Source organism: Paraburkholderia lebeckiae (genome assembly GCF_014201005.1).
GTDB classification, from domain to species: Bacteria; Pseudomonadota; Gammaproteobacteria; order Burkholderiales; family Burkholderiaceae; genus Paraburkholderia; species Paraburkholderia tuberum.
The window spans coordinates 22,655-45,776 of record NZ_JACHDK010000010.1 but is presented as its reverse complement, the minus strand read 5'-3'; the positions used below and the strand labels follow the sequence as shown (position 1 = coordinate 45,776).

23 protein-coding genes and 1 pseudogene are annotated in these 23,122 nt (G+C 66.0%); 11 read left to right on the top strand and 13 right to left on the bottom strand.

Translation table 11 applies throughout. From position 1 onward, the window contains the following. Position 1: 1 nt before the first annotated feature. From pcaF to HDG39_RS20220, 7 genes are all read right to left on the bottom strand, one after another. Positions 2-1,204: a 3-oxoadipyl-CoA thiolase gene (gene pcaF / locus HDG39_RS20250; RefSeq protein ID WP_184008040.1), complete on the bottom strand. Its 1,203-nt coding sequence runs from the start codon at positions 1,202-1,204 to the stop codon at positions 2-4. A gap of 364 nt (positions 1,205-1,568) precedes the next feature. Next, a complete protein-coding gene (gene denD / locus HDG39_RS20245; RefSeq protein ID WP_184008038.1) occupies positions 1,569-2,549 on the bottom strand; it encodes a D-erythronate dehydrogenase in 981 nt (326 codons plus the stop codon). Between the two features lie 33 nt (positions 2,550-2,582). Further along, positions 2,583-3,383 (bottom strand): 2-oxo-tetronate isomerase, encoded by an 801-nt coding sequence (gene otnI / locus HDG39_RS20240; RefSeq protein ID WP_184008036.1) that lies wholly within the window; start codon positions 3,381-3,383, stop codon positions 2,583-2,585. Between the two features lie 61 nt (positions 3,384-3,444). Then, positions 3,445-4,107, bottom strand: coding sequence for a 3-oxo-tetronate 4-phosphate decarboxylase (gene otnC, locus HDG39_RS20235; RefSeq protein ID WP_184008034.1), 663 nt, complete (start codon positions 4,105-4,107; stop codon positions 3,445-3,447). Continuing rightward, complete coding sequence (otnK, locus tag HDG39_RS20230; protein ID WP_184008033.1) at positions 4,104-5,417, bottom strand: 3-oxo-tetronate kinase; 1,314 nt, start codon at positions 5,415-5,417, stop codon at positions 4,104-4,106. Before otnK ends, otnC begins: the two co-directional genes overlap by 4 nt. Before the next feature lie 14 nt (positions 5,418-5,431). Further along, the gene (ltnD, locus tag HDG39_RS20225) at positions 5,432-6,322 is read right to left on the bottom strand and encodes an L-threonate dehydrogenase (RefSeq protein WP_184008031.1); all 891 of its coding nucleotides are present in this window, start codon (positions 6,320-6,322) and stop codon (positions 5,432-5,434) included. A 72-nt stretch (positions 6,323-6,394) separates the two neighbouring features. Continuing rightward, entirely contained in the window at positions 6,395-7,099 is a 705-nt protein-coding gene (locus tag HDG39_RS20220) for a FadR/GntR family transcriptional regulator (RefSeq protein ID WP_184008029.1), read from the bottom strand. A 245-nt stretch (positions 7,100-7,344) separates the two neighbouring features. Here HDG39_RS20220 and HDG39_RS20215 point away from each other — a divergent pair, with 245 nt between their 5' ends. After that, positions 7,345-8,169, top strand: coding sequence for an IclR family transcriptional regulator (locus tag HDG39_RS20215; protein WP_018424811.1), 825 nt, complete (start codon positions 7,345-7,347; stop codon positions 8,167-8,169). An 84-nt stretch (positions 8,170-8,253) separates the two neighbouring features. On the opposite strand, the gene HDG39_RS20210 is transcribed toward HDG39_RS20215, so the two are convergent. Then, complete coding sequence (locus HDG39_RS20210; RefSeq protein ID WP_184008027.1) at positions 8,254-9,444, bottom strand: M20 aminoacylase family protein; 1,191 nt, start codon at positions 9,442-9,444, stop codon at positions 8,254-8,256. 43 nt (positions 9,445-9,487) lie between these two features. Here HDG39_RS20210 and HDG39_RS20205 point away from each other — a divergent pair. Then, positions 9,488-10,060 (top strand): annotated as a pseudogene (locus HDG39_RS20205) (LysR substrate-binding domain-containing protein); the annotation flags it as partial. Between the two features lie 15 nt (positions 10,061-10,075). Here the strand turns inward: HDG39_RS20205 and phnN are convergent. Genes phnN through phnF form a run of 3 tightly spaced genes read right to left on the bottom strand, consistent with a single transcriptional unit; the run spans position 10,076 to position 12,143 of the window. Then, entirely contained in the window at positions 10,076-10,627 is a 552-nt protein-coding gene (gene phnN / locus HDG39_RS20200; protein ID WP_184008023.1) for a phosphonate metabolism protein/1,5-bisphosphokinase (PRPP-forming) PhnN, read from the bottom strand. Beyond that, positions 10,624-11,388 (bottom strand): DUF1045 domain-containing protein, encoded by a 765-nt coding sequence (locus tag HDG39_RS20195; protein WP_184008021.1) that lies wholly within the window; start codon positions 11,386-11,388, stop codon positions 10,624-10,626. The genes phnN and HDG39_RS20195 overlap by 4 nt, the downstream gene beginning before the upstream one ends. Then, complete coding sequence (gene phnF / locus HDG39_RS20190; protein WP_018424806.1) at positions 11,385-12,143, bottom strand: phosphonate metabolism transcriptional regulator PhnF; 759 nt, start codon at positions 12,141-12,143, stop codon at positions 11,385-11,387. Before phnF ends, HDG39_RS20195 begins: the two co-directional genes overlap by 4 nt. A 179-nt stretch (positions 12,144-12,322) precedes the next feature. Here phnF and phnG point away from each other — a divergent pair, with 179 nt between their 5' ends. From phnG to HDG39_RS20155, 7 genes are read left to right on the top strand one after another with little or no spacing between them, the layout of a single operon-like run. Further along, entirely contained in the window at positions 12,323-12,838 is a 516-nt protein-coding gene (gene phnG, locus HDG39_RS20185; RefSeq protein WP_184008019.1) for a phosphonate C-P lyase system protein PhnG, read from the top strand. Continuing rightward, the gene (gene phnH, locus HDG39_RS20180; RefSeq protein ID WP_184008017.1) at positions 12,838-13,449 is read left to right on the top strand and encodes a phosphonate C-P lyase system protein PhnH; all 612 of its coding nucleotides are present in this window, start codon (positions 12,838-12,840) and stop codon (positions 13,447-13,449) included. The genes phnG and phnH overlap by 1 nt, the downstream gene beginning before the upstream one ends. Next, positions 13,449-14,585, top strand: a complete 1,137-nt coding sequence (locus HDG39_RS20175; RefSeq protein ID WP_184008015.1) for a carbon-phosphorus lyase complex subunit — start codon at positions 13,449-13,451, stop codon at positions 14,583-14,585. Before phnH ends, HDG39_RS20175 begins: the two co-directional genes overlap by 1 nt. Next, on the top strand, positions 14,582-15,520 hold the full coding sequence (locus HDG39_RS20170) for an alpha-D-ribose 1-methylphosphonate 5-phosphate C-P-lyase PhnJ (RefSeq protein WP_184008013.1): 939 nt from the start codon (positions 14,582-14,584) through the stop codon (positions 15,518-15,520). Before HDG39_RS20175 ends, HDG39_RS20170 begins: the two co-directional genes overlap by 4 nt. Continuing rightward, on the top strand, positions 15,517-16,287 hold the full coding sequence (gene phnK / locus HDG39_RS20165; RefSeq protein WP_018424801.1) for a phosphonate C-P lyase system protein PhnK: 771 nt from the start codon (positions 15,517-15,519) through the stop codon (positions 16,285-16,287). The genes HDG39_RS20170 and phnK overlap by 4 nt, the downstream gene beginning before the upstream one ends. Positions 16,288-16,295: 8 nt before the next feature. After that, positions 16,296-17,072 carry a phosphonate C-P lyase system protein PhnL gene (gene phnL / locus HDG39_RS20160; RefSeq protein WP_184008011.1) on the top strand — a complete coding sequence of 259 codons (777 nt, stop codon included), beginning with the start codon at positions 16,296-16,298 and terminating at the stop codon, positions 17,070-17,072. A 36-nt stretch (positions 17,073-17,108) separates the two neighbouring features. Then, positions 17,109-18,242 (top strand): alpha-D-ribose 1-methylphosphonate 5-triphosphate diphosphatase, encoded by a 1,134-nt coding sequence (locus tag HDG39_RS20155; RefSeq protein ID WP_184008009.1) that lies wholly within the window; start codon positions 17,109-17,111, stop codon positions 18,240-18,242. Between the two features lie 194 nt (positions 18,243-18,436). Here the strand turns inward: HDG39_RS20155 and HDG39_RS20145 are convergent, their stop codons facing one another. Both HDG39_RS20145 and HDG39_RS20140 read right to left on the bottom strand, forming a co-directional pair. After that, positions 18,437-20,275, bottom strand: a complete 1,839-nt coding sequence (locus HDG39_RS20145) for a GGDEF domain-containing protein (RefSeq protein ID WP_184008008.1) — start codon at positions 20,273-20,275, stop codon at positions 18,437-18,439. Continuing rightward, entirely contained in the window at positions 20,275-21,285 is a 1,011-nt protein-coding gene (locus tag HDG39_RS20140) for an extracellular solute-binding protein (RefSeq protein WP_184008283.1), read from the bottom strand. The genes HDG39_RS20145 and HDG39_RS20140 overlap by 1 nt, the downstream gene beginning before the upstream one ends. Between HDG39_RS20140 and HDG39_RS20135 the strand changes: the two genes are divergently transcribed. Both HDG39_RS20135 and HDG39_RS20130 read left to right on the top strand, forming a co-directional pair. Continuing rightward, the gene (locus HDG39_RS20135; RefSeq protein WP_184008324.1) at positions 21,236-21,580 is read left to right on the top strand and encodes a hypothetical protein; all 345 of its coding nucleotides are present in this window, start codon (positions 21,236-21,238) and stop codon (positions 21,578-21,580) included. The genes HDG39_RS20140 and HDG39_RS20135 overlap by 50 nt on opposite strands. 557 nt (positions 21,581-22,137) lie before the next feature. Further along, entirely contained in the window at positions 22,138-22,920 is a 783-nt protein-coding gene (locus HDG39_RS20130) for an ABC transporter substrate-binding protein (RefSeq protein ID WP_184008007.1), read from the top strand. Positions 22,921-23,122: the final 202 nt, after the last annotated feature.

Here is a 23,122-nt window from a genome sequence, read left to right as displayed (position 1 = left end):
ATCACACGCGCTCGATCGCGATCGCGATGCCTTGGCCGACGCCGATACACATCGTGCACAGCGCGAAGCGGCCCTGCGTGCGTTGCAGCTGATACGTCGCGGTCGTCACCAGACGCGCGCCGCTCATGCCGAGCGGGTGGCCGAGCGCAATCGCGCCGCCGTTCGGGTTCACGCGGGGATCGTCGTCGGCGACGCCGAGGGCGCGCAGCACCGCGATACCTTGCGAGGCGAACGCTTCGTTCAGTTCGATCACGTCGAACTGGTCGATCTTCATGCCCAGACGCGCGAGCAGCTTCTGCGTGGCGGGTGCCGGGCCGATGCCCATCACGCGCGGCTCGACGCCGGCGGTGGCCACACCAAGCACGCGGGCCCGCGGCGTAAGGCCGAAACGCTTCGCGGTCTCTTCATTGGCAAGCAACAACGCCGCCGCGCCGTCGTTCACGCCCGATGCGTTACCGGCTGTAACCGTGCCGTCCGGACGCACGACGCCCTTCAGCTTCGCGAGCGTTTCGAGGCTCGTTTCGCGCGGATGCTCGTCCTGCATGACCGTGATCGGATCGCCCTTCTTCTGCGCGATCGTCACGCCGACGATCTCCTGCGCGAGCGTGCCGTCGCGTTGCGCGCGCGCCGCCTTCTGCTGGCTGCGCAGCGCGAATGCGTCCTGGTCGGCGCGGCTGATGTTGTAGTCGGTCGCGACGTTTTCGCCGGTTTCCGGCATCGAGTCGACGCCGTACAGCTTCTTCATCAGCGGGTTCACGAAACGCCAGCCGATCGTCGTGTCGTAGACCTCGTTCTGACGCGAGAACGCGCTGGTCGCCTTGGGCATCACGAACGGCGCGCGGCTCATACTTTCGACGCCACCGGCAATCATCAGCGCGGCCTCGCCCGACTTGATCGCGCGCGCGGCGATGCCGACCGCATCCATGCCCGAGCCGCACAGACGGTTGACCGTCGAGCCCGGTACGTCCTTCGGCAGACCCGCGAGCAGCAGCGACATGCGCGCGACGTTGCGGTTGTCGTCACCGGCCTGGTTGGCGCAGCCGTAGATGACGTCGTCGATCGCGGTCCAGTCGACGTTCTTGTTGCGCTCCATCAGCGCCTTGAGCGGCACCGCGCCCAGGTCGTCGGCGCGCACCGACGACAGCGAACCCGCATAGCGGCCAATGGGGGTGCGAATCGCGTCGCACAGGAATGCTTCGGTCATGGGATGTCTCCAGTTGGGATGCTGCGTGCGCTGCGCCTCGGCCGGCCTTGCACCGACGACGCCGGTTCGATGCGCCGAGGCATCGGCCCGAGGGCCAACGGCTGCGGGCGGGAGGCTGCAAAACGGCGGCGTCGCGACGGCCGTCACGTCGGAGCAGCTTAGCGCAAGATCGTGAACGATGGGCTTGGGATTGACGACCGATACGGCTGTCACCTCTTCCTCGTCCTGCCGCGTGTTCTATATACGAACACACGGTCATATATCGAACAAAACAGGCTCGATAATAGGCGGGGGCGCGAAAGCATGTCAAGCACGGCCGCAGCCGTGCGAAGCGACACCAGGGAATACGCGGAGGGGGTGATCTTCAGCGAACCTCGATTCCTTCATCGGCGATGTAGCCGCGAATCACGTCCGCGAAACTGCGCTCGGCCGCGAGTCCGAGCCGTTCGGCGCGCGACGTATTCCACGCGCCGGGCCAGCTCCCGACGATCTTCTCGATGCGCTCGTCGGGCTGCCGCACAATGCGGCTCGCGACCGCCTCGCCCGCGACCTCGCGCAGTGCCGCGATCATCTCGTCGACGCTGACCGACAAGCCCGGCAGGTTCAGCGCGCGTTGCTTGCCAAGCGCGGCGCCATCGAGTTCGAGGCCGGCGATGAGACTCTCGATCGCCTTGCGCGGCGACAGCAACCACAGCCGCGTCGAACCGGCGACCGGACAGACGGCCGCCTCGCCATTGAGCGGCTCGCGGACGATGCCGCTCGCGAACGACGACGCCGCCGCATTCGGCCGCCCCGGCCGCACGCTGATGGTCGGCAGTCGCAGCACGCGGCCGTCGACGAAACCGCGCCGCGAATAGTCGTTGAGCAGCAGCTCCGCGATTGCCTTCTGCGCGCCGTACGACGACTGCGGATTCAGCGCGGTGTCGTCCTGCACGACTGCAGGCAGATCGCCACCGTAGACCGCGACCGAACTGGTGAACACGACGCGCGGTCGGTGCCCGCGCTGCCGGCAGATTTCGAGCAGCAGCCGCGACGCATCGAGATTGATGCGCATGCCGAGATCGAAGTCCGCCTCGGCCTGGCCGCTGACGATCGCAGCGAGGTGAAAGATCGCCGAGGTCTGATCGTCGATCACGCGTTCGAGCACACTGCGCTCCGCGATATCGCCGACTTCGGTGCGCACGCGCGCATCGCCGAGATCGTGTGCGCGCACGACGTCGAGCAACACGAGCCCGGTAATCGCTTGCGGTGCGCCGTGTGCATCTTTCAGTGCGCCGCGCGCGAGCAGCTCGCGCGCGAGACGCTGGCCGAGAAAACCGGCACCGCCGGTGATCAGTACTTTCATGGTTACGTGTTCGTCAGTGGTTGTCGGAAAGAGTCAACGCCCCGCATCGAGATAAGGCTTCAGCCAGCCAAGCCCCGCCGAGGTTCCCGCGCGCGGCCGGTATTCGCAGCCGATGTAGCCGTCGTAGCCGAGCGCATCGATCAGATCGAACAGGTACGGGTAGTTCAGCTCTCCGATGTCGGGCTCGTGCCGCTCGGGCACTCCCGCAACCTGGATGTGACCGATGCCGGCCATATCGCGTTTGAGCTTCGTCGCGAGATCGCCCTCCACGATCTGGCAGTGATAGCAATCGAACTGCACCTTCAGATTCGGCGCGCCGACTTCGGCGCAGATCGCTTGCGCGTCGTCCTGTCGATTGAGGAAATAGCCGGGCATGTCGCGCGTATTGATCGGCTCGATGACGACCGTGATCTGTTCGGCTTGCGCGGCCCGCGCGGCATAGGCGAGGTTGTTCAGGTACACGTCGCGTTGTGTTTTGCGCTGCGTTTCGCCCGCTTGATCGCCGGCGATCAACCCCGCCATCACATGCAGCTTGCGATTGCCGAGCACACGCGCGTACTCGAGTGCCGTGTCGATGCCGCGGCGGAACTCGTCCTCACGGCCCGGCAACGACGCAAGGCCGCGCTCGCCGCCGCTCCAGTCGCCGGGTGGCGCATTGAACAGCGCCTGCGTGAGGCCATGCGCGTCGAGCCGCGCCTTCAGCTCGCCCGGGCGGAACTCGTAGGGAAACAGGAATTCGACCGCGTTGAAGCCGTCGCGCGCGGCGGCGGCGAAGCGATCGAGGAACGCGTGCTCGTTGTACATCATCGACAGATTGGCGGCGAAGCGAAGCATGGCGGCAACTCCTTCAAGACAGTGCGATACGGTGCGCGGCGTTCATCGGTCATCCGCGCTGCTACCAGCGCGCGCCGAACGCGGCACGGAGTTCTTCGATCGCGGCGGCGTCGAGCGGCGCGGGCCGCGGATTCGTCATCAGCCACAGGCGCGCGGTCTCCTCGAGTTCTTCGAGCGCATACGACGCGTGCGCGACCGAGCGTTCCCACACTACCGGCCCCAGACGTTCGAGCAACACCGCGCGCACCCGATCGGCCAACTCGGCGATCTGCGCGGCCACTTGCGGATCGCCTGGGCGTTGGTAGCGAATCAGCGGTACGTGGCCCACTTTCATCACGTAGTACGGTGTGATCGGCGGCAACACGTCCGCTTCGCTCCATACGCCCGCGAGCGTCAATGCGACCAGATGCGTCGAATGGGTATGGACGATGCCGCGCGCCTCGCCGTTGCGTGCATAGATACCGCGATGCAGCGCCAGCGTTTTCGACGGTTTGCCGCCCGACACCGCGTGGCCGTTTGCATCGACCTTCGCGATGTCGGCGGGATCGAGGCGGCCGAGGCACGCGTCGGTCGGGGTGATCAGCCAGCCGTCGTCGAGCCGCGCGCTGATGTTGCCGGCGCTGCCGACCGTGTAGCCGCGTTGATACAGGCTCGCGCCGACTGCGCAGATTTCCTCGCGCACGCGCGCTTCGGGGGAGGTGTGAAGTGCCGGTGCGTCGCTCATTGCGCGGCTCCGTCGAGATGGCGCAGCGCCTTGTCGAAGAAGTCGGTGGTGCCGAAATTGCCGGATTTCAGCGCGAGAGCGAGCGGTTCCGCTTCGGTCGTCACCGTGGCCGGCACGCCCGGATCGATCTGCGCGCCGATGCGCAGCATGCGCACGTCGAGCGCCTGCACGACGGCGCCCGAAGTCTCGCCGCCCGCGACGACGAACTTGCGCACACCCCGTTCGCGCAGACCGCGCGCAATCGCCGCCAACGTCTTCTCGACCAGATGCCCGGCCTCGTTGACGCCGAGTTCGCGCTGCACGGCCTGCACTTCGTCGGGCGATGCAGTCGCATAGACCAGCACCGCTTCCGCGTGCACGAAGCGCTGTTGTGCGAACGCGAGCGCCTCGCCGACGACGTCCTCGCCGCGCGCCGCCGCGAGCGGATCGATGCGGAATGCGGGCCGTGTCGCGCACCAGGCGGCGACCTGCGCGTTGGTCGCCGTCGACGCACTGCCCGCGAGCACCGCCGACAAACCTTCTATACGCGGCAATTGCGCGGCATGGGTTTGCTCGTCGAGCAGACCCGCGCGCCGGAAGTTGGCCGGCAAACCAAGCGCGACGCCGGAGCCGCCGGTGATCAGCGCGAGATCCGCGCAGGCCGCGCTAAGCGTGTGCAGATCGGCGTCGGACACCGCATCGGCAATCGCGATGCGCACGCCGTCGGCGCGCAACGCGGCGAATGCGGCACGCACGGCCGCATCGCCTTGCGCGAGCTGGTCGTAACGCACGAGCCCGACCTTCGATTGAGTTTGCCGCCGCAGCACGCGCACGAGGTTCGCGTCGCGCATGGGCGTCAGCGGATGGTTTTCCATGCCCGACTCGTTCAGCAGCGCATCGCCGACGAACAGATGGCCGCGAAAAATCGTGCGGCCGTTCTCGGGAAACGCGGGACACGCGATCGTGAACGATGCGCGCTCAGCGAACTCGGCGGACAGCGCATGCAGCAACGCATCGGTCACCGGGCCGATGTTGCCTGCATCGGTCGAATCGAAGGTCGAGCAGTACTTGAAGAAGAATTGCCGGCACCCTTGCGCGCGCAGCCAGGCGAGCGCGGCCAGCGATTGCGCGACCGCGTCGGCGGCCGGGATCGTGCGCGACTTCAGCGCGACGACGAGCGCGTCCGCGCCGAGCGCTGCGTCGGAGGTGGGCACGCCGATCGTCTGCACCGTGCGCATGCCACCGCGCACGAGCATGTTGGCGAGATCGGTGGCGCCGGTGAAATCGTCGGCGATGCAGCCGAGCAGCGCGGGTTTCGTTTGAGCCGTCATGACCTCTCCCTCGCCTATTGCTTCGTCGGCAATTCGATGCCTGGGAAAATCTTCACGACCGCCGAGTCGTCTTCGCCACCGTGGCCCGCCGTCGACGCCATCATGAACATCTGATGCGCGGCCGCCGACAGCGGCAGCGGAAACTTCGTGCGACGCGCGGTATCGAGCACGAGGCCGAGGTCCTTGACGAAAATATCGACCGCCGACAGCGGCGTGTAGTCGCCCGCGAGAATATGCGGCACGCGGTTCTCGAACATCCACGAATTGCCCGCGCTATCCGTGATCACGTCGTACAGCGCGTGCGGGTCGACACCTTCGCGCAGGCCGAGCGCCATTGCCTCGGCGGCCGCCGCGATATGCACGCCGGCCAGCAGCTGGTTGATGATCTTCACCTTCGAGCCTGCGCCATGCGTGGCGCCAAGCCGATACACGTTGCCGGCGATCGCGGCGAGCACGTCTTCGCACGCGGCATAAGCGGCCGCGGGACCGGACGTCATCATCGTCATCTCGCCCGACGCCGCGCGCGCCGCGCCGCCCGACACCGGCGCATCGAGCATCTGCAGACCGGCCGCCTCGACGCGCTGGCCGAGATCGCTCGCGAACTCCGGCGCGACCGTGGCACTCGCGATCACGACGCCGCCCGGCTTCATGGCCGCGAGCGCGCCGTGCTCACCGAACAGCACTGCCTCGGTTTGCGCGGCATTCACGACCAGCGTGATCACGACCTCGCACTGCGCGCCGAGCTCCGCGGGCGTCGCACAGCCGATGCCCCCTTCATCGACGAACGCCTGCAGCGCGTCGCGCCGCAAGTCGCACGCGTGAACCCTGAAGCCCGCACGCAACAGCGAGCGCGCGACGCCGAGCCCCATGGCCCCCAAACCTATGACACCGACATTTCTCGACATGCATGACCTCTATGGATGGGTGCTGCATTCGTGGGTTCGCGCGCGTCGGAATCACCGCGCGCCTTCAGCGCGTCAGACGATGCCCGCCTCGGCAAGCCGCCGCGCCGCGTTGTACAGATGCGTCTGCGCGGCATTGCGCGCCGCCATCGGATCGCCGGCGCGAATCGCCGCGGCGATCGCCGCGTGCTCCTCGCGCACCTGCCGCGAGAAGTCCTCGCGCAGCGCCTCGTTGCGGCGCGTGACGACCGTGCCCGCTGCGAGGTACTGATTGAGGAACGTCAGCGTCTTCAGGAAATACGGATTGCCCGTAGCCGCCGCGATCGCGCGATGAAACGCGACGTCTTCGGCGACGCCGTCTTCGCCATTGCCGACCGCGCGCTCGATGCGCGCGAGCGCGGCGTCGATCGCGGCCATGTCGGCATCGCTGCGGCGCATCGCGGCTTCCGACGCGACCTCCGCCTCGATCGCGCGACGCAGCGCGAGGATTTGCACGACCGAGCCCGGCTCCACGGCTTCCGCGTAGTCGATTCGCAGCGGGCGGATCGCGCCGTGCCCGGCGACGAACACGCCACTGCCCTGGCGCGGCTCGACCACCCCCTCGTTCTTCAGTCGCGACAGCGCCTCGCGAATCACCGTGCGGCTTACGCCGAACTGTTGCGCGAGCACGGCTTCGGTCGGCAGCCTGGCGCCGCGCGCGAAGGTGCCCTTGTCGATCTGCTTCAGCAGTTGCTGCGCGACGGTGTCGCTCAAAGCGCGCGCGGGAATCTTGTCGAACATGGCGGATAGGTTGGACCGGGTGTCTCGAACTAGTCAGGTTATCGGGTCATCATACAAATTTGGAGTGGGGAATCGCATCCACGCAAACCCTGGGGTTTTTGCACGAATCGGCGTTATTTGGCGAAATAGAAGGCTTAAGCTATCGTCTCGCCTTTGCGCCGTAACGCAAAACGCGGCGCCGCATCGAAACGAACGCGCGTCGCGTGTCCTTCGCGCGCACTCTTCCGAAACCACGATCAAGGTCCATGAGCAAAGCCCTGCCGCCGTCTTCCGTCGCGCCCGCCAACGCCGAACCGGCCCCGGAGAAACCGGGCGACTCGTACGTGCAGTCGTTCGCGCGCGGCCTCGCGGTCATCCGCGCGTTCGACGCGACGCGGCCTGAACAGACGCTCACCGACGTTGCCGCGGCGACTGGCCTCACGCGCGCCGGCGCGCGCCGGATCCTGCTGACGCTGCAAACACTCGGCTATGTGGAAGCCGAGGGACGCCTGTTCCGTCTGACGCCGAAGATTCTCGACCTCGGCTTCGCGTATCTGACCTCGATGCCGTTCTGGAATCTCGCCGAACCGGTGATGGAAAGCCTGTCGGCGCAGGTGCACGAAAGCTGCTCCGCGGCCGTGCTCGATCGCACCGAGATCGTCTACGTGCTGCGCGTGCCGACTCACAAGATCATGACGATCAACCTGTCGATCGGCAGCCGCCTGCCCGCGTACTGCACGTCGATGGGCCGCGTGCTGCTTGCCTCGCTCGACGACGAGACGCTCGACGCGACGCTGAACTCGACGCCGCTCTACGCGCACACGCCGCGCACCGTCACCGACAAGCAAGAGTTGAAGAAGCTGATCGAGCAGGTGCGTCGCCAGGGGTGGGCGATCGTCGATCAGGAGCTCGAAGGCGGCTTGATTTCGCTGTCCGCGCCGATTCGCAATCGCCAGGGCCGCGTGATCGCCGCGATGAACATCAGCGGCAACGCACAGCGCAATTCGGCCAAACAGATGGTGAAGGCGTTCCTGGAACCGCTGCAGCGAGCCGCGCAGACAGTCTCGGAGATGGTCGCGCGGCGCGGCTAATGAACGCTTCGTGGCTCTGGCCGCGCGGTGATGAGCAGCCGGGCGCGCACGGCTCGTGCGCGCCGCGGCGTGTGCATCAAGCGCTCACCGCGCGAGATAGCGCTCCACCAGCCGTGCCCAGAACGCCGCGCCGATCGGCAGGCTGCGATCGTTGAAGTCGTAGTGCGGGTTGTGCACCATGCAACCGTCCTCGCCGACGCCATTGCCGATGCGCAGGAACGTGCCCGGCCGCTTCTGCAGCATGAATGCGAAGTCCTCGCTGCCCATCAGGATGTCGGTCCGCTCCACCACCTTGTCGTCGCCCACCAGTTCGCGCGCGACCTGCACCGCGAAATCCGTTTCGGCATCCGTATTGATGACGACCGGATAGCCTTCGATGTACTCGACGTGCGCTTTGCCGCCATAGCTCGCAGCCTGCGACTCGGCAAGCTCGGTGATGCGCTTCTTCAGCAACGCGCGCACCTCTGGGCTGAACGAGCGCACGCTGAGCTCGAGCCGCGCGCTGCTCGAAATCACGTTGTTCGCGGTGCCCGCGTGCATCGAGCCGACCGTCACCACGGCGGGCTGCGACGGATCGACGTTGCGCGCGACGATCGTCTGCAGCGCCATCACGATGCTCGCGGCGACCACGACCGGATCGACGGTCAGATGCGGACGGGCCGCATGGCCGCCGACGCCTTCGATCGTGATGATCGCCTTGTCGCCCGCCGACATGAACGGTCCCTTGCGGAACAGCAACACGCCCGGCTCGGCTCCCGGATGGTTGTGCAGGCCGAACACGGCGTCGCACGGGAAGCGCTCGAACAGGCCGTCGTCGATCATCTTCAGCGCACCGCTGTCGATGCCGCTTTCCTCGGCCGGCTGGAAATACAAATGCACGGTGCCCGAGAAATTGCGCGTGGCCGCGAGACGTTGCGCGGCGCCGAGCAGGATCGTGGTGTGACCGTCGTGGCCGCACGCGTGCATCTTGCCGTGGGTGCCGCTCGCGTACGGCAGGCCGGTCTGTTCGATGATCGGCAACGCGTCCATGTCCGCGCGAATGCCGATGCTGCGCTTGCCGTCCCCCTCTTTCAGCGTGCCGACCACGCCGGTCTTGCCGACCCCACGCGTGACCTGCCAGCCCCACTGTTCGAGTTTTTCCGCGACGAGCGCCGCGGTCTGCACTTCCTCGTACGCGAGTTCCGGATGCTGGTGAATGTGATGGCGAATCTCGCGCAGGCTCGCGGCGGCGGGTTCCAGATCGGACACTTCGGTCAAACGCGGGGTCCCGTTCATAGTTTGTATGGCTCCAGTGAGTAGCCTCGCACTATAGCCGAGCTTTCGCGAGCGGATGCCGCTCGTGAGTCTGCATCTGGAGGAAGTGACGGTGCCCGACGCGCTCGCGCGTCTGCGCAACGGCGCGCTCGATCTCGCGGCGATCCATCACGTTCTGGCATTGGATAACGATCTGGTGCAGGTGCCGCTGTACTCGACGCAGTTCGTCGTCACGATGCGCGCCGGCCATCCGCTCGCGAACGTCACGCGTCTGTCCGAGCTGCTCGACGCCGAGTGGATCGTCACGGTCGGTGCCGATCACTTCCCGCACAGCGTGATGATGGCGATGTTCAGCGCGCACGGCTTGCCGGTACCGAAGCGCTTGCTGCGCGCGCCGTCGTCGTTTGCAGTCACGCTCGGGCTCGTGTCGCAGACCGACGCGATCAGTTGTTTCACGCGGCCGCTTGCGCAGAGGGTCGCGCCGCTCGGCATTCGCGTCGCACAGATCGAAGACGCGCTGCCGAACTACGATCTGAGCATCATCTCGCGACGCGATCTGCTGCCCACGCCGGCCGTGCAGCAGTTCGTCGCATGTTTGCGGCAAGTGACGCGGGAGCGGATTGGGGCCATGCAGTAAGGCCGCGTGCTTGCGCTACGCGCTCACGTGCTCCTTGAGCACCGTGATCAATGCGTGCCCCGCTTCTTCGAGCGCGCCGGAGTTGTCGATCGTCGTGCAGCGCACGCCGGCCGGCAACGCAAACGGCGCGCGCCGCGCGAGCCGCGCCGCGACCTGCTCCGACGATTCGCGCGCCCGCGCGCCGAGCCGTGCCTCGAGAATATGCGGCGCAGCGCTCACGTGCACCACTTGAGCGCGTGGATAGCGCGCGAGCGCATGCTGCAGGTACTGCCGCGAGCCGTTGACGACCACCGTGCAGCCGCGCGCGAGCCACGCATCGAGTTCGATGCCGATGCCATAGCGCAGCGAATGGCTCGACCATTCGAGCGCGAACAGGCCAAGCACCGAGCGCGCGGCGAACTCCTCGACGCTTAGTGCAACATGCACCTCGCCATTGCCGCTCGGCCGCGTGATGTAACGATGCGCGAATACGAGCGGCTCCCCGGCGAGCCGCATGCGCGCGAACTGCAGCAGCGAATCCTTGCCCGCGCCCGACGGCCCCATCACATAGATCAAACGCCCAGTCATTGGCTGCTCACCTCGTCTTGCTGCTCGTCAGTGCGATCGCCAGGTTGCGCGCCGGGGCTGAACGGCAGCGGCTGCCAAAGCTCGAACGGCTCGCCCGGCGCCGGCTCGACGAACAGCGCGGCCTGATCGACAGCGAGCGGCCCGAGCGCGGGCGTGCGCTCCCGCCACCATGCGAGCAGCGTCGCGCGCTCGTCGGCATCGGCGAGCGAACTGGACAACGTCATATGAAAACGGAACTCATCGAACACGTACGGATAGCCCCATTGCAACAGCAACGCACGTTGGCGTTCGCTGAGCGGCGCGGCGAGCCGTCGTTCGAGATCGGCCGCCGACGGCCGCGCGCGCAGCCTGTCGAGCGACTGCAGCGCGTTCGACGCGAGCTCGCGAATGCGCGTCTCGCCATCCGCATCGGCCGGTCGCAACGCGACGAAGTCGCCCAGCGTGGCCGCTTCTACCCGCAACGTGAACGGCCGCTGCGCGAGCGCCCAAGCTCGCGCGGCCGCGAGCACGTCGGGCTGCGTGACGCCGGCGCCGAGCCGGAACGGGGCGACCAGCGTGCCATGCCAGCCATAGCGGCGGGGCGCGTCGGTCAATGCGGCGAGCGGGCGCGTCAGGCCTGGCGGCTGCGGCTGCGCGCGGCGCTCGCCGCTGTGCGCATCGCGGCCGAGCCATGTCGAGCCGACCTGCCACCACGCCGATTCAACCGACGGCGCGTAATAGAGCCCAAAGCGCGCTTCGGCACTCCATGCGGGGCCGCTCACAGGTCATGCTCCACGAGCAGTTGCACGCGATCGGCCGCGAAATGCGTAAAGCCGTATTTGACCGGCGTGCCCTGCAGATCGACGTCGACGTTCTCGACCCACAGCACCGGCTGCTGACGGTTGATGTTGAGCCGCCGCGCAACTTCCGGCTCGGGCAGCACGCTGCCGATGCGGCTCCACTTGCGCAGATAATCGTCCACGCCGAATTCGGCCAGCGCCTTCGTCGTGCCGCCGAGGCGTTGCACGACCTCCGGCAAATCCGGAAAACGCGCGGCCGGATACCAGCTGCGCGCGAACGTGAGCGGCACGCCGTCGGACGCGTTCAGCGATTCGATGCGATACACGGCCGCGCCCGCGCGCAGACCCAGCGCCTTCGCGACACTGGGCTCGGCCTTCACGCGTGCGGCCGACAGCATCGTGCCCGCGGGCGAGTGGTGTTGTTGACGCAGGTTTTCGGTGAAACGCGTGCGGCGGCCGATCGAATAGTCGATCGCGCCGGGCTGCACGAACGTGCCACGCCCCTGCTCGACGCTGACGAGGCCGAGCGCGGCGAGGCCAAGCATCGCGCGGCGCACCGTGTGACGGTTGACGTCGAAGCGCTTCGCCAGCTCACCCTCGCTCGGCAGCCGCCCTTCTTCGCCGAACCCGCTTGCCGTGATCTCTGCGGCGAGAATCTGTTCGATCTGTCTCCAGACGGCCACGCCCGCGCCGCGTTCGAGCGTCGTGGCCGGCGCCGCGCTGTCGTTCGATGTCATGGTGCTGTCATTCCCTTCGGTTCAAATGATCGCCATGACATGCATTGTAGTGCGCGAGCCGTGATGAAAATATGAATGTCCGCCGCGCACGACAGTCCAGACAACTATGCTTATAAACGTCTAGACGTTTAGATGAATAGATGCTCCAATGTCCACTCGCTGGATCGACAGGAAATCCGATGAGCCCGAGTTCCGTTCCGCCCCGTCCACCCTCTTCGCCGTTGCCGGCCGTGTCTTCGGCGGCGCGGCGCGCCTGGATGGCCGTGCTGGCGCGCACGCCGCGCGCCGACCTCGAAGCCGCGCTGCAGCGCGCGCTGCAAGGCCGCCCCACCCCCGCCTACGACTGGCTGCGCCCCCCTGAAATCGGCCTCGCGATGGTGCGCGGGCGCATCGGCGGCAGCGGCGATCCGTTCAATCTCGGCGAAGCCACGGTTACGCGCGCCACGCTGCGTCTGCATGCCAGCGACGACGCCGAAGCGACCGTCGGCGTGGCCTGCCATCTGGGACGCGACCGCCGTCGCGCCGAACTTGCCGCGCTCGCCGATGCCTTGCTGCAGATGCCCGAGCATCACGACAGCCTGCATCGTCGATTGATCGAGCCGTTCGCCGCGCAACAGCAGGCCCTGCGCGCGCAACAGCAACAGGACGTCGCGGCGACGCGCGTCGAATTCTTCACGATGGTGCGAGGCGACTGATGGAACGTTCACCGATTGCGTTGTCCACGCTGACGCCGGGTTTCGCGGACCCGGTCCACGACACCCAGGCCGTCTTTCGCACGCTGCTCGACGCGTTGTCGCGACCCGGCACGATCGGCGTGATCCGCGACGTGCTGCCCGAGTTGCGCAATACGCCGGTCGAACCCGCCGCGTTTGCCGCACTGCTGACGCTCTGCGACTACGCGACGCCGGTATGGCTCGCGCAGCCTGATCCCGCGCTCGCGGCGGCGTTGCGCTTCCATACCGGCGCGCCGCTCGTCGATGCGCCCGGCAACGCCGCGTTCGTGTATGCGCACGATGCCCACGCGTTGCCGTCGCTCGAAAGCTTCGCGCCCGGCAGCGCCGAGTCACCGGAACAATCGGCCACGTTGCTGATCCGCGTCGACGCGCTGACGGGCGGCGCAGCGGTCACGCTGAGCGGCCCCGGCATTCGCGATACCGAAACAATTTCGCCGGTCGGTCTTCCCGCGCGGTTCTGGCAAGAACGCGCGATGCTCGCGCCGCTGTTTCCGTGCGGCATCGATTGTTATCTGGTTTGCGGCGCGCGCGTGATCGGCCTGCCGCGCACATCCGAAGCGAAGGTGAACTGATGTACGTTGCCGTCAAAGGTGGAGAACGCGCGATCGAAGCGTCGTGGCGCCTGCTCGACAAAGCGCGCCGCGGCGATACGCAGATCGCCGAACTGAGCGTCGAGCAGATTCGCGAGCAGTTGCGGCTCGCGGTCGCACGCGTGATGACCGAAGGCTCGGTCTACGACGAGGAGCTTGCGGCGCTCGCAATCAAGCAGGCGGCCGGCGATCTGGTCGAGGCGATCTTCCTGCTGCGCGCGTATCGCACCACGTTGCCGCGCTTCGGCTATATGCGCACCATCGATACCGAAACGATGCAGGTCGAGCGGCGCATCTCGGCGACCTTCAAGGACCTGCCCGGCGGCCAGCTGCTCGGCGCGACCTATGACTACACGCAGCGTCTGCTCGATTTCGCGTTGCTCGTCGATGGCGATGACGCGCGGCAGGACGTGACGCGCGGCAACGCGCCCGTTCCGCAAGAACCGCCAGCGGCTGAATCGATGCCGCGCGTCGTGTCGCTGCTCGACAAGGAAGGCCTGATCGAACAGGAGCGCCCGACACCCGACGGCGCGGAACCCGGCGATCTGTCGCGCGAACCGCTCGCGTTTCCGGCAAGCCGAGCGACGCGTCTGCAGAACCTCGCGCGTGGCGACGAAGGCTTTCTGCTCGCGATGGGCTATGCGACGCAACGCGGCTATGCGCATTCGCATCCGTTCGCGGGCGAGATCCGTTTCGGCACGATCGCGGTCGAGATGGACCTCGACGAACTCGGCGAAGCGGTCGACATCGGCGATATCGACATCACCGAATGCCAGATGATCAACCAGTTCGCGGGCAGCGGCGCGGTGCCGCCCACCTTCACGCAGGGCTACGGTCTCGCGTTCGGCCACTCGGAGCGCAAGGCGATGGCGATGGCGCTCGTCGATCGCGCGTTGCGCGCCGAAGAACTCGGCGAAACGCTCGCGTCACCGACGCAGGACATCGAATTCATGCTGTCGCATAGCGACAGCGTCGAGGCGTCGGGCTTCGTGCAGCACCTGAAGCTGCCGCATTACGTCGACTTCCAGGCGGAGCTGGAACTGGTGCGGCGTCTGCGCGCGCAACATCACAGCCACGATGAAACAAGCCACGCCACCGACAAGGAGCAGGCAGCATGAACGCGCCCGACACCGCTGTTGCCAACACCTCATACGACACCGCCGCGCACGGCTACAACTTCGCGTATCTCGACGAGCAGACCAAGCGCATGCTGCGCCGCGCGCTGCTGAAGGCAGTCGCCGTGCCGGGCTACCAGGTGCCGTTCGCGTCGCGCGAAATGCCGCTGCCGTATGGCTGGGGCACCGGCGGCATCCAGGTGACCGCCGCGATCATCGGCAGGACGGACACGCTGAAGGTCATCGATCAGGGCTCCGACGAAACCACCAACGCCGTCAACATCCGCCGCTTCTTCGCGCGCACCACGGGTGTGGCGACCACGCGGCACACGAGCGAAGCGACAATCATCCAGACGCGGCACCGGATTCCCGAAACGCCGCTGACCGAGCAGCAGATCCTCGTCTATCAGGTGCCGATGCCCGAGCCGCTGTACCGGCTCGAGCCGCGCGTTGCCGAATGCAGGAAGCTGCATGCGCTCGCCGATTACGGGCTGATCAGCGTGAAACTGTACGAGGACATCGTGCATCACGGCAGCATCGCGACCACGTACGACTACCCGGTGATCGTCAATCATCGCTATCTGACGTCGCCGTCGCCGATCCCGAAGTTCGACAATCCGAAGATGCATATGAACGCCGCGCTGCAACTGTTCGGCGCGGGCCGCGAGCGCCGCATTCACGCGATTCCGCCTTATACGCCGGTTCGCAGCCTCGACTTCGACGATCATCCGTTCGAAGTGCAGAAGTGGCAGCACGCGTGCGCGCTGTGCGGATCGAAGGAAAGCTTTCTCGACGAGATGATCGTCGACGATGCGGGCACGCGCATGTTCGTGTGCTCGGACAGCGACTACTGTCACGGGCGGCGCGGCGACGCCGACGGCGCTATCGAAGCGCAAGCGCCGCTGCCCCACGCCACGCGCGAAGGAGAATCCGCATGACGCCGCTTCTGAGCGCACGCGCGCTCACCAAACAATATGGCGGCCGCAACGGATGCCGCAACGTGAGTTTCGATCTGTATCCGGGCGAGGTGCTGTGCATCGTCGGTGAATCGGGTTCGGGCAAGACCACGCTGCTCAACACGCTGGCGCTGAAGACCGAGGCCGATAGCGGCTCGCTGCACTACACCGCGTCGCATGGCGACTCGCTCGATCTGCGCGCGCTGTCCGAGCCGCGCCGCCGTCTGCTGATGCGCACCGAGTGGGGCTTCGTGCAGCAGAATCCGCGCGACGGCCTGCGCGGCGGCGTATCGGCCGGCGCCAACATCGGCGAGCCGTTGATGGCGGTCGGCGCGCGCCACTACGGCGAAATTCGCCGCACAGCCACGCAATGGATGGAGCGCGTCGAACTCGACCCCACGCGCATCGACGAATTCCCCGCCGCGTTTTCGGGCGGTATGCAGCAACGTCTGCAGATCGCGCGCAATCTCGTCACCGGTCCGCGTCTGGTGTTCATGGACGAACCGACCGCCGGTCTCGACGTGTCCGTGCAGGCGCGTCTGCTCGATTTGCTGCGCACGCTGAGCTCGACGCTGCATCTATCGGTGCTGATCGTCACGCACGACATCGGTGTCGCGCGTCTGCTGGCGCATCGACTGATGGTGATGCAGGCGGGCGAAGTCGTCGAAGCCGGCCTGACCGATCAGGTGCTCGACGATCCGCAGCATCCGTATACGCAAACGCTGGTTTCCTCGGTTCTGCCGGTTTGAGGCTCACGATGCAATCCACTGAGGTAGTCATTGACGCAGGCAGCGATGCACGCCACGGCGAGCGCGCTTTCGCCGACAACGCGGCGCTGATGCTGCGCGCCATCGGCATCGGCAAGACTTTCACGCTGCACGGCCAGGGCGGTGTGCGGATCGACGCGCTCTCGAACGTGTCGCTCGAGGTCGAGCGCGGTGAATGCGTGGTGCTGGTCGGGCCGTCGGGCGCAGGCAAGAGCACGCTGCTGCGCTGTCTGTACGGCAACTATCTGGCGAGCACCGGCTCGATTGCGATTCGCGACACCAGCGATCAGGGTCGGCCCATTGCAATCACCCGTGCCGAACCGCGTGACGTGTTGCGGCTGCGCCGTCGCGTGGTCGGCTATGTGAGCCAGTTTTTGCGCGTGATCCCGCGCGTGCCGACGCTTGCGCTCGTCGCCGAGCCGCTGGTCCTGGACGGCGTCGCCGAACCTGAAGCAAACGCGCGCGCCGCTGAATTGCTCGCGCGGCTCAACGTGCCGGAACGTCTGTGGTCCCTCGCGCCCGCGACATTTTCGGGCGGCGAGCAGCAACGCGTGAACATCGCGCGAGGTTTGATCGCCGAACATCCGTTGCTGCTGCTCGACGAACCGACCGCTTCGCTCGATGCGGAAAATCGCGACGTTGTGGCCGATCTGATCGTCGAGGCGCGCGAGCGCGGCGCGGCGATCGTTGGTATCTTTCACGACGAAGAGACCCGCAACAAGGTCGCGACGCGCCGACTGGAACTGCGGCCGCCGGTGCGGTACTAAATTGACACCAGTCCCGACTGACTACGGAGCAAGTCGATGTTGATCAGCAACACTCGCATCGTGACGCGAGACGAAGAATTCATTGGCACCGTGCGCGTGGAGGACGGCGTGATTCGCGACGTCGAACGCGGCGCGGGTTCGGCGCGCGACGCCGAAGACTGGGACGGCGATTATCTGCTGCCCGGTCTGATCGAACTGCATACGGACAACCTCGAGAAGCACCTCGTGCCGCGTCCCGGCGTCGAATGGAATACCGACGCGGCGTTCGTGATTCACGACGCGCAGGTCGCCGCAGCCGGCATCACGACGGTGTTCGACGCGCTCGCGATCGGCTCGCGCTCGAGCATTGGGCTGCGTAACCGCGATGTGCAAACGCAATGCGCCGATTCGCTGCTGCGGCTGTCCACGCGTCGACTGCTACGCGCCGAGCACTTTCTGCATCTGCGCTGCGAGATCGCGACCGCCGACGTGCTCGAGGTATTCGATTCGCTGTGCGCGCATCCGCTGCTGCGGCTCGCGTCGGTGATGGACCATACGCCGGGCCAGCGCCAATGGCACGACCGCGAGCAATGGCGCCGCTTCCAGGAGCGCAACGGCAAGATGAGCGACGAGCGTGTCGCGAGCACGCTCGCCGAACTCGCGGTCGAACAGGAGCGTTACGCGGATGAGCACCGCCGCGAGATCGTCGCGCGTTGCCGGCGGCTCGGCATTCCGGTCGCGAGCCACGACGACACGCTGATCGAGCACGTCGAACAGGCGAAGGCCGAGGGCATCGTGCTCGCCGAATTCCCGACCACGCGCATCGCCGCGCAAGCCGCGCGCGAGCACGGCATCGCGACGATCATGGGCGCGCCGAACATCGTGCGCGGTGGCTCGCATTCGGGCAACGTGTCGGCACTCGAACTCGCGCGCGCGGACCTGCTCGACATCCTGTCGTCGGATTACGTGCCGTCGAGCTTGCTGACCGCGGTGTTCGATCTCGTCGAAAAAGCGGGCTGGTCGCTGCCGCGCGCGATGGCAACGGTCTCGGCCGAGCCGGCGCGCACCGCCGGCCTCACGGACCGCGGCGCGATCGAGCCCGGCCTGCGCGCGGATCTCGTGCGCGTGACGATGCTCGACAAGCTGCCGGTGCCGCGCGCGACTTATCGCGCAGGGGTGCGGATCGTTTGAGTGGGCTGGTTGAGCGCGCCTGCGTCTCAGGTCGACAACGGCACACGCTCCGGCTCGTCGGCCTCGAACCGCGCGGGATTGCGCTGGGCGATGGGGCCGAGCGACATGAGGATTTCGCGAAGATGGTGGCGCATCGCGTCTTCTGCGACGCTCGGGTCGTGCGCGCGGTCCCGAGCGGCGCGGGTAAGACCGCGTCAGGCGGTGGGCTCCGCCTCGCGCCCCTCGGTCGCATCGCGCGCTGCGTGCGCCTGGGCGAGCTGGGCCTCGGCAGCCCTCGCCTGCTCAGCCTGTTGGTCGAGCCGCATGGAGAGCAGATCCTGATAGCGCAGATACGCGCAACGGCCACCCGATTTCGCCGCATACATCGCGGCATCGGCGTTCAGCAGCAGCTCCTCGGCATTGCCGCTGTCGTGCGGAAATTCGCTGATGCCGATGCTCGCGCCGACCGTCATGCTATTGCCGTCGACGGTCAGCGTTTCGTTCAGCGCGTCCATGATGCGCTCGGCGATTTCTGGCGTGACCTCGGCCGCGCGCTGCCCTTCGATCAGCACGATGAATTCGTCGCCGCCGAGCCGCGCAACCACGTCCCCGGCATACAGCACGTCCTTCAGACGGCGTGCGACCGCGACCAGCACCTTGTCGCCAACGGAGTGACCGAACTGATCGTTGATCTGCTTGAAGCGGTCGAGGTCGACGAACAGCACGGCGAGGCCTTCGCGGCGGAACCTTGCCTCCTCGATCGCGTTCTCGAGCTTCTGCATGAACAGCATGCGGTTCGGCAAGCCGGTCAGCACGTCGTGCGAGGCCAGATGCACGAGCTCGCTCTGCTTGCTGTGCAGCGTATCCATCTGCGCGCGGATTTCGCAACGCAAACGCTCGAAGCAGCGCGCGAGCACGCCGATTTCGTCGGTGCGTTTGAGCGGCAAGGTGTGCATCGCGTGGTCGGCGAACAGATGCGTCGCCGCATACGCGAGCAGATGCAGCGGCTTGGTCAGCGCTCGCGCGAACAGGATCGCCAGCAGTAGCGACAATGCGCTGAACACCAGCACCATGCGAATGATCCGCGTGCCGAGCTGATTGGCGCCGGTCAGCACGTCCTCGAGCGGCTTCGTGAGACCGAGCACGATGAAGCGGTTGCCCTCGGAGCCGCCGAACGGCCGTCGCACGAACGCGAGCACGCGGCCGGCCGCCTCGCCGGGTCTCGCGAGACCGTTGACGAGCACCTCGCTCTGGCGTTGCTCGAACAGCTGCTTCGTGGCCGGGAAGCTGTCCTGCATCAGCACGCGACGGCCGCGGTCGAAACCGAAGGTTTTCGACGCGTCGGGATGGATCAGGAAGTCGCCCCACTCGTTCGCCAGATAGACCTGATAGTCGCTCGGCAGATCGCTCTGCAAACGCCGCAGCATGCCGGCCAGATCGACATCGATTACGACGACGCCGACCACCGTGCCGCGCGCATCCGCGATCGGCGTGCCGAGACGCAGCGTCGGCTTGCCTTCTGCCGCATGCGTGCCGGATTCGTGATTGACGGAAATCGGCGACGTGTAGATGCGGCCCGGCGAAAACGCGAGCGTTTCGAATACGTAGGGAAACTGGGCTTTTTCCTGCAAATCGTCACCCTCTACCCGCACGAGGCCGTCGCTGTCGCGATCGAAACGGATCAGTTCGAGACCGTGATGCTGCCGCGTGATCAGCCGCACCTGCAGATACTCCGGGTGATGCAGCATGAAGCTCGAATACACCTGCGCGAGCCGCTCGCGGCCGAGGTTCGGGCCGATACCGTCGTCGCTCTGCGCGACGCTCACCGACGACGGCATCGTCGCGAGCACGAGCGCGTCCGCCGCGACGTCGTCGATCGATACCGCGATGCGCTGGCCGAGCAGCTCCGTCGACGTCAGCAGGCTGTGCTCCGCTTCGTTGACCAGCATCGTGCGATTCGCGCGATACGCGTAATAGCCGGTCGCGCCCGACGCCAGCACGCCGATACACGCGAGCAGCACGGATAGCTTGAAGGTCAGGCCGCGATGCAGCATCAGAAGCGCTCCGAACGGTCGCCCGACACGATGCGCGTCCACAGTTGCCCGCGGCGCTCGATATCTTCCACCGGACTGATCCAGACGATGTGCGCGTTGGCGCTGCCTTCGGCCGGCTCGGTCAGCGTATTCGCGAGCCCCTGGCGCTGTGTCAGCAACGCGCTCACGCTCGGCTCGAGCATGTAGTTGATCCACGCGAGCGCGAGCGGCTGGTCGCTCGCCGCGCGCGTCATCGACCAGCAATCGAGCCACGCGAGCGCGCCTTCGTCCGGAATCACGTAGCCGACGTCGGCACCCGCGCGCCGCAGCAACTGCACCTGCTGCGTGCCGTAGTTGCCGAACATCAACGCGACCTTGTGCTGGATGAAGAACGCGGTCGCCTCCTCGGGCAGCGTGTAGTAGGTCAGCAGGTTGCGGCGCAGATCGACGAGCTTGTGCGCGATCGTGCGCATCTGCGCGAGGTCGAGTTGAAACGGATGCGGATAGCCGAGCGCAAGCGCCGTGAACGAGAAGTTGTGCTGCGCGCTATTGAAGTCGAGCACCTTGCCACGATAGCGCGGGTTCCACAGTTCGAGCATCGAATGCGGCGCAACCGGAATCTGCTTGCGATCGTAGATGAGCCCCATCGACGAATACGTGAACGGAATCGCGTATACCTTGCCCGCCGAGGTCAGGCCGTCGATCGAGCCGAGCGCCTGGAAACGCGGCAACTGCTTCTTCGTATTCGGCAGACTCGCGAGATCGAGCGGCGCGAGCAGATTCGCCTGCGTATAGCGGCGGATTTCGGCGGTGTTGGCGGCGAGTACGTCGAACGGCGGCGTGCCCTTGCTGTGCATCTGCGCCCACAGCGCCTCATCGGAATCGACGAGCGTGACCTCGACCTTCGCGCCGTAGCGCGCTTCGAACGCCTTGACGACGTCCGGGTCCGCGTAGCCGGGCCATGCGAGAACGTGCAGCACTTTGTCGGCGGCCGCTGCGGGCGTCGCCGCGCCGAAACCCGCACACAGCAATGCGCCTATCAGAACGCGCGACACACGGGCTAAAACCCCGGAAAAAACGTCGCACGAAAATCCGGATGCGCCAATCGATGAAAATCCCGATGTAACGCTCGACAAAAAACTGTCAAAAAACCGGCGTTGCAATAATGCCGCGCGAGCCCGCACGCCGGCGCTAGCGATTTGTCGCTTAGAAGTCTGTTTAGAACAGCCTGTTCGATCCGCCGTGAACAACATCGTGTGCATGCATAACACCGTTGAGCAGAAAGGCCATTTGAGCGAGCGCAAACGCGCGGCATTTGAATCCTGACGGCCGTCCCATGCGGGCGGCCGGCGTCCAACGCAGGGAGCATCGATGATAGCGCCAAAGCCTTTGTTTTTGCACCGGTTCGAAACGGCGGCGCAAAAATATCGGTGCTGGTAATAACGTGTAGGGCAATAGCCTCGAGGCCGCTCTTAATTAACGGCAAATTCAGCCGCGAGCTTTAACGATCCGTCCGCGTTTCAAACTCGCGTTTCAAACCGGTTTTCGGTGAACTCGCGAGAAAACCGGCGTAAATCCCGGTCGATTACGCTCGCCGGCCCCTCGTATTACCGCTCTGCATTGCATCCGCGTTACGCAAACCCCACCAACGGTGTACGATCCGGTCACACCGGCCGGGGCGCAAGCGTTGACCTAGAGGGCATCCTCCCGCGCCATCCGGTGTTTTACTAGCTTCCCAATATTTTTGAACTGATAAGCTTGGCGCGCGTTGCAGGCCACCCCGGCCTGCATCCTGACCAGAAGCCCGTTTGCGAGACGCGCCGGGCGTCCCAAGGCGGCACAACCGCCGAGGGCGTAATTGAACTACACGAGGAGTTAAAACAGTGAAAAAACTGCTAGCGGCTTTGACGGTTGCTCTGCTTGCCACCGTCTCGATTGGCGCACACGCTAAAGATTGGTCGACGATCCGTTTTGGCGTTGATGCCAGCTATCCCCCGTTCGAGTCGAAAGGCGCGGACGGCAAGCTCGTTGGCTTCGATATCGACCTCGGCAACGAAATCTGCAAGCGCGTCGGTGCGAAGTGCGTGTGGGTGGAAAACGACTTCGACGGCATGATCCCGGCACTGAAGGCGAAGAAGTTCGACGGCGTGCTGTCGTCGATGTCGATGACGCCGCAACGCGCCGAACAGATCGCTTTCTCGTCGAAGCTGTTCAACACGCCGACGCGCCTCGTCGCGAAACAGGGCTCGGGCATCCTGCCGACCGCTGAATCGCTGAAGGGCAAGACGGTGGGCGTCGAACAGGGCACTATCCAGGAAACCTACGCGAAGACCTACTGGGAACCGGCGGGCGCGAAAGTCGTGCCGTATCAGAACCAGGACCAGGTCTACGCCGACCTGATCTCGGGCCGTCTGGACGCAGCGCTGCAAGACGCGGTGCAGGCTGATCAAGGCTTCCTGAAAACGCCGCGCGGCAAGGGCTTTACGTTCGTCGGCAAGGACCTCGACGATCCGAAGATCCTCGGCAACGGCGCCGGCATCGGCATGCGCAAGGAAGACACCGATCTGAAGGTGAAGGTCGACAAGGCGATCGCCGACATGATCAAGGACGGCACCTACAAGAAGATCGAGAAGAAGTACTTCGACTTCGACGTGTACGGCAGCTAAATCGCCCACGCGCGCCGCACGGCGCGCCGGCAGCTTGTCCGAAACGGGCTCCGCGACGCGGAGCCCGTTTTGTTTTGCGGCTCCACATCTAGCCACATCAAGTCACATCGGGTGGCATATCGGCTAAGATCGTGCGAGACGCGGCCCACCCTGAGACAGGTTGCCGCGGTCCGCGCATGCGGACCACGCGCGCTGCCGGCGC

Bases quoted from the DNA above. Each gene is read 5' to 3' on its own strand.
- phnK (WP_018424801.1), top strand. From the start codon at position 15,517: ATGACGCCGCTTCTGAGCGCACGCGCGCTCACCAAACAATATGGCGGC.
- HDG39_RS20175 (WP_184008015.1), top strand. From the start codon at position 13,449: ATGTACGTTGCCGTCAAAGGTGGAGAACGCGCGATCGAAGCGTCGTGG.
- HDG39_RS20210 (WP_184008027.1), bottom strand. From the start codon at position 9,444: ATGAACGGGACCCCGCGTTTGACCGAAGTGTCCGATCTGGAACCCGCC.
- pcaF (WP_184008040.1), bottom strand. From the start codon at position 1,204: ATGACCGAAGCATTCCTGTGCGACGCGATTCGCACCCCCATTGGCCGC.
- denD (WP_184008038.1), bottom strand. From the start codon at position 2,549: ATGAAAGTACTGATCACCGGCGGTGCCGGTTTTCTCGGCCAGCGTCTC.
- phnH (WP_184008017.1), top strand. From the start codon at position 12,838: ATGGAACGTTCACCGATTGCGTTGTCCACGCTGACGCCGGGTTTCGCG.
- HDG39_RS20155 (WP_184008009.1), top strand. From the start codon at position 17,109: ATGTTGATCAGCAACACTCGCATCGTGACGCGAGACGAAGAATTCATT.
- HDG39_RS20215 (WP_018424811.1), top strand. From the start codon at position 7,345: ATGAGCAAAGCCCTGCCGCCGTCTTCCGTCGCGCCCGCCAACGCCGAA.
- HDG39_RS20170 (WP_184008013.1), top strand. From the start codon at position 14,582: ATGAACGCGCCCGACACCGCTGTTGCCAACACCTCATACGACACCGCC.
- otnI (WP_184008036.1), bottom strand. From the start codon at position 3,383: ATGCTTCGCTTCGCCGCCAATCTGTCGATGATGTACAACGAGCACGCG.
- HDG39_RS20220 (WP_184008029.1), bottom strand. From the start codon at position 7,099: ATGTTCGACAAGATTCCCGCGCGCGCTTTGAGCGACACCGTCGCGCAG.
- otnK (WP_184008033.1), bottom strand. From the start codon at position 5,417: ATGACGGCTCAAACGAAACCCGCGCTGCTCGGCTGCATCGCCGACGAT.
- phnL (WP_184008011.1), top strand. From the start codon at position 16,296: ATGCAATCCACTGAGGTAGTCATTGACGCAGGCAGCGATGCACGCCAC.
- phnF (WP_018424806.1), bottom strand. From the start codon at position 12,143: ATGACATCGAACGACAGCGCGGCGCCGGCCACGACGCTCGAACGCGGC.
- otnC (WP_184008034.1), bottom strand. From the start codon at position 4,107: ATGAGCGACGCACCGGCACTTCACACCTCCCCCGAAGCGCGCGTGCGC.
- phnG (WP_184008019.1), top strand. From the start codon at position 12,323: ATGAGCCCGAGTTCCGTTCCGCCCCGTCCACCCTCTTCGCCGTTGCCG.
- HDG39_RS20145 (WP_184008008.1), bottom strand. From the start codon at position 20,275: ATGCTGCATCGCGGCCTGACCTTCAAGCTATCCGTGCTGCTCGCGTGT.
- phnN (WP_184008023.1), bottom strand. From the start codon at position 10,627: ATGACTGGGCGTTTGATCTATGTGATGGGGCCGTCGGGCGCGGGCAAG.
- ltnD (WP_184008031.1), bottom strand. From the start codon at position 6,322: ATGTCGAGAAATGTCGGTGTCATAGGTTTGGGGGCCATGGGGCTCGGC.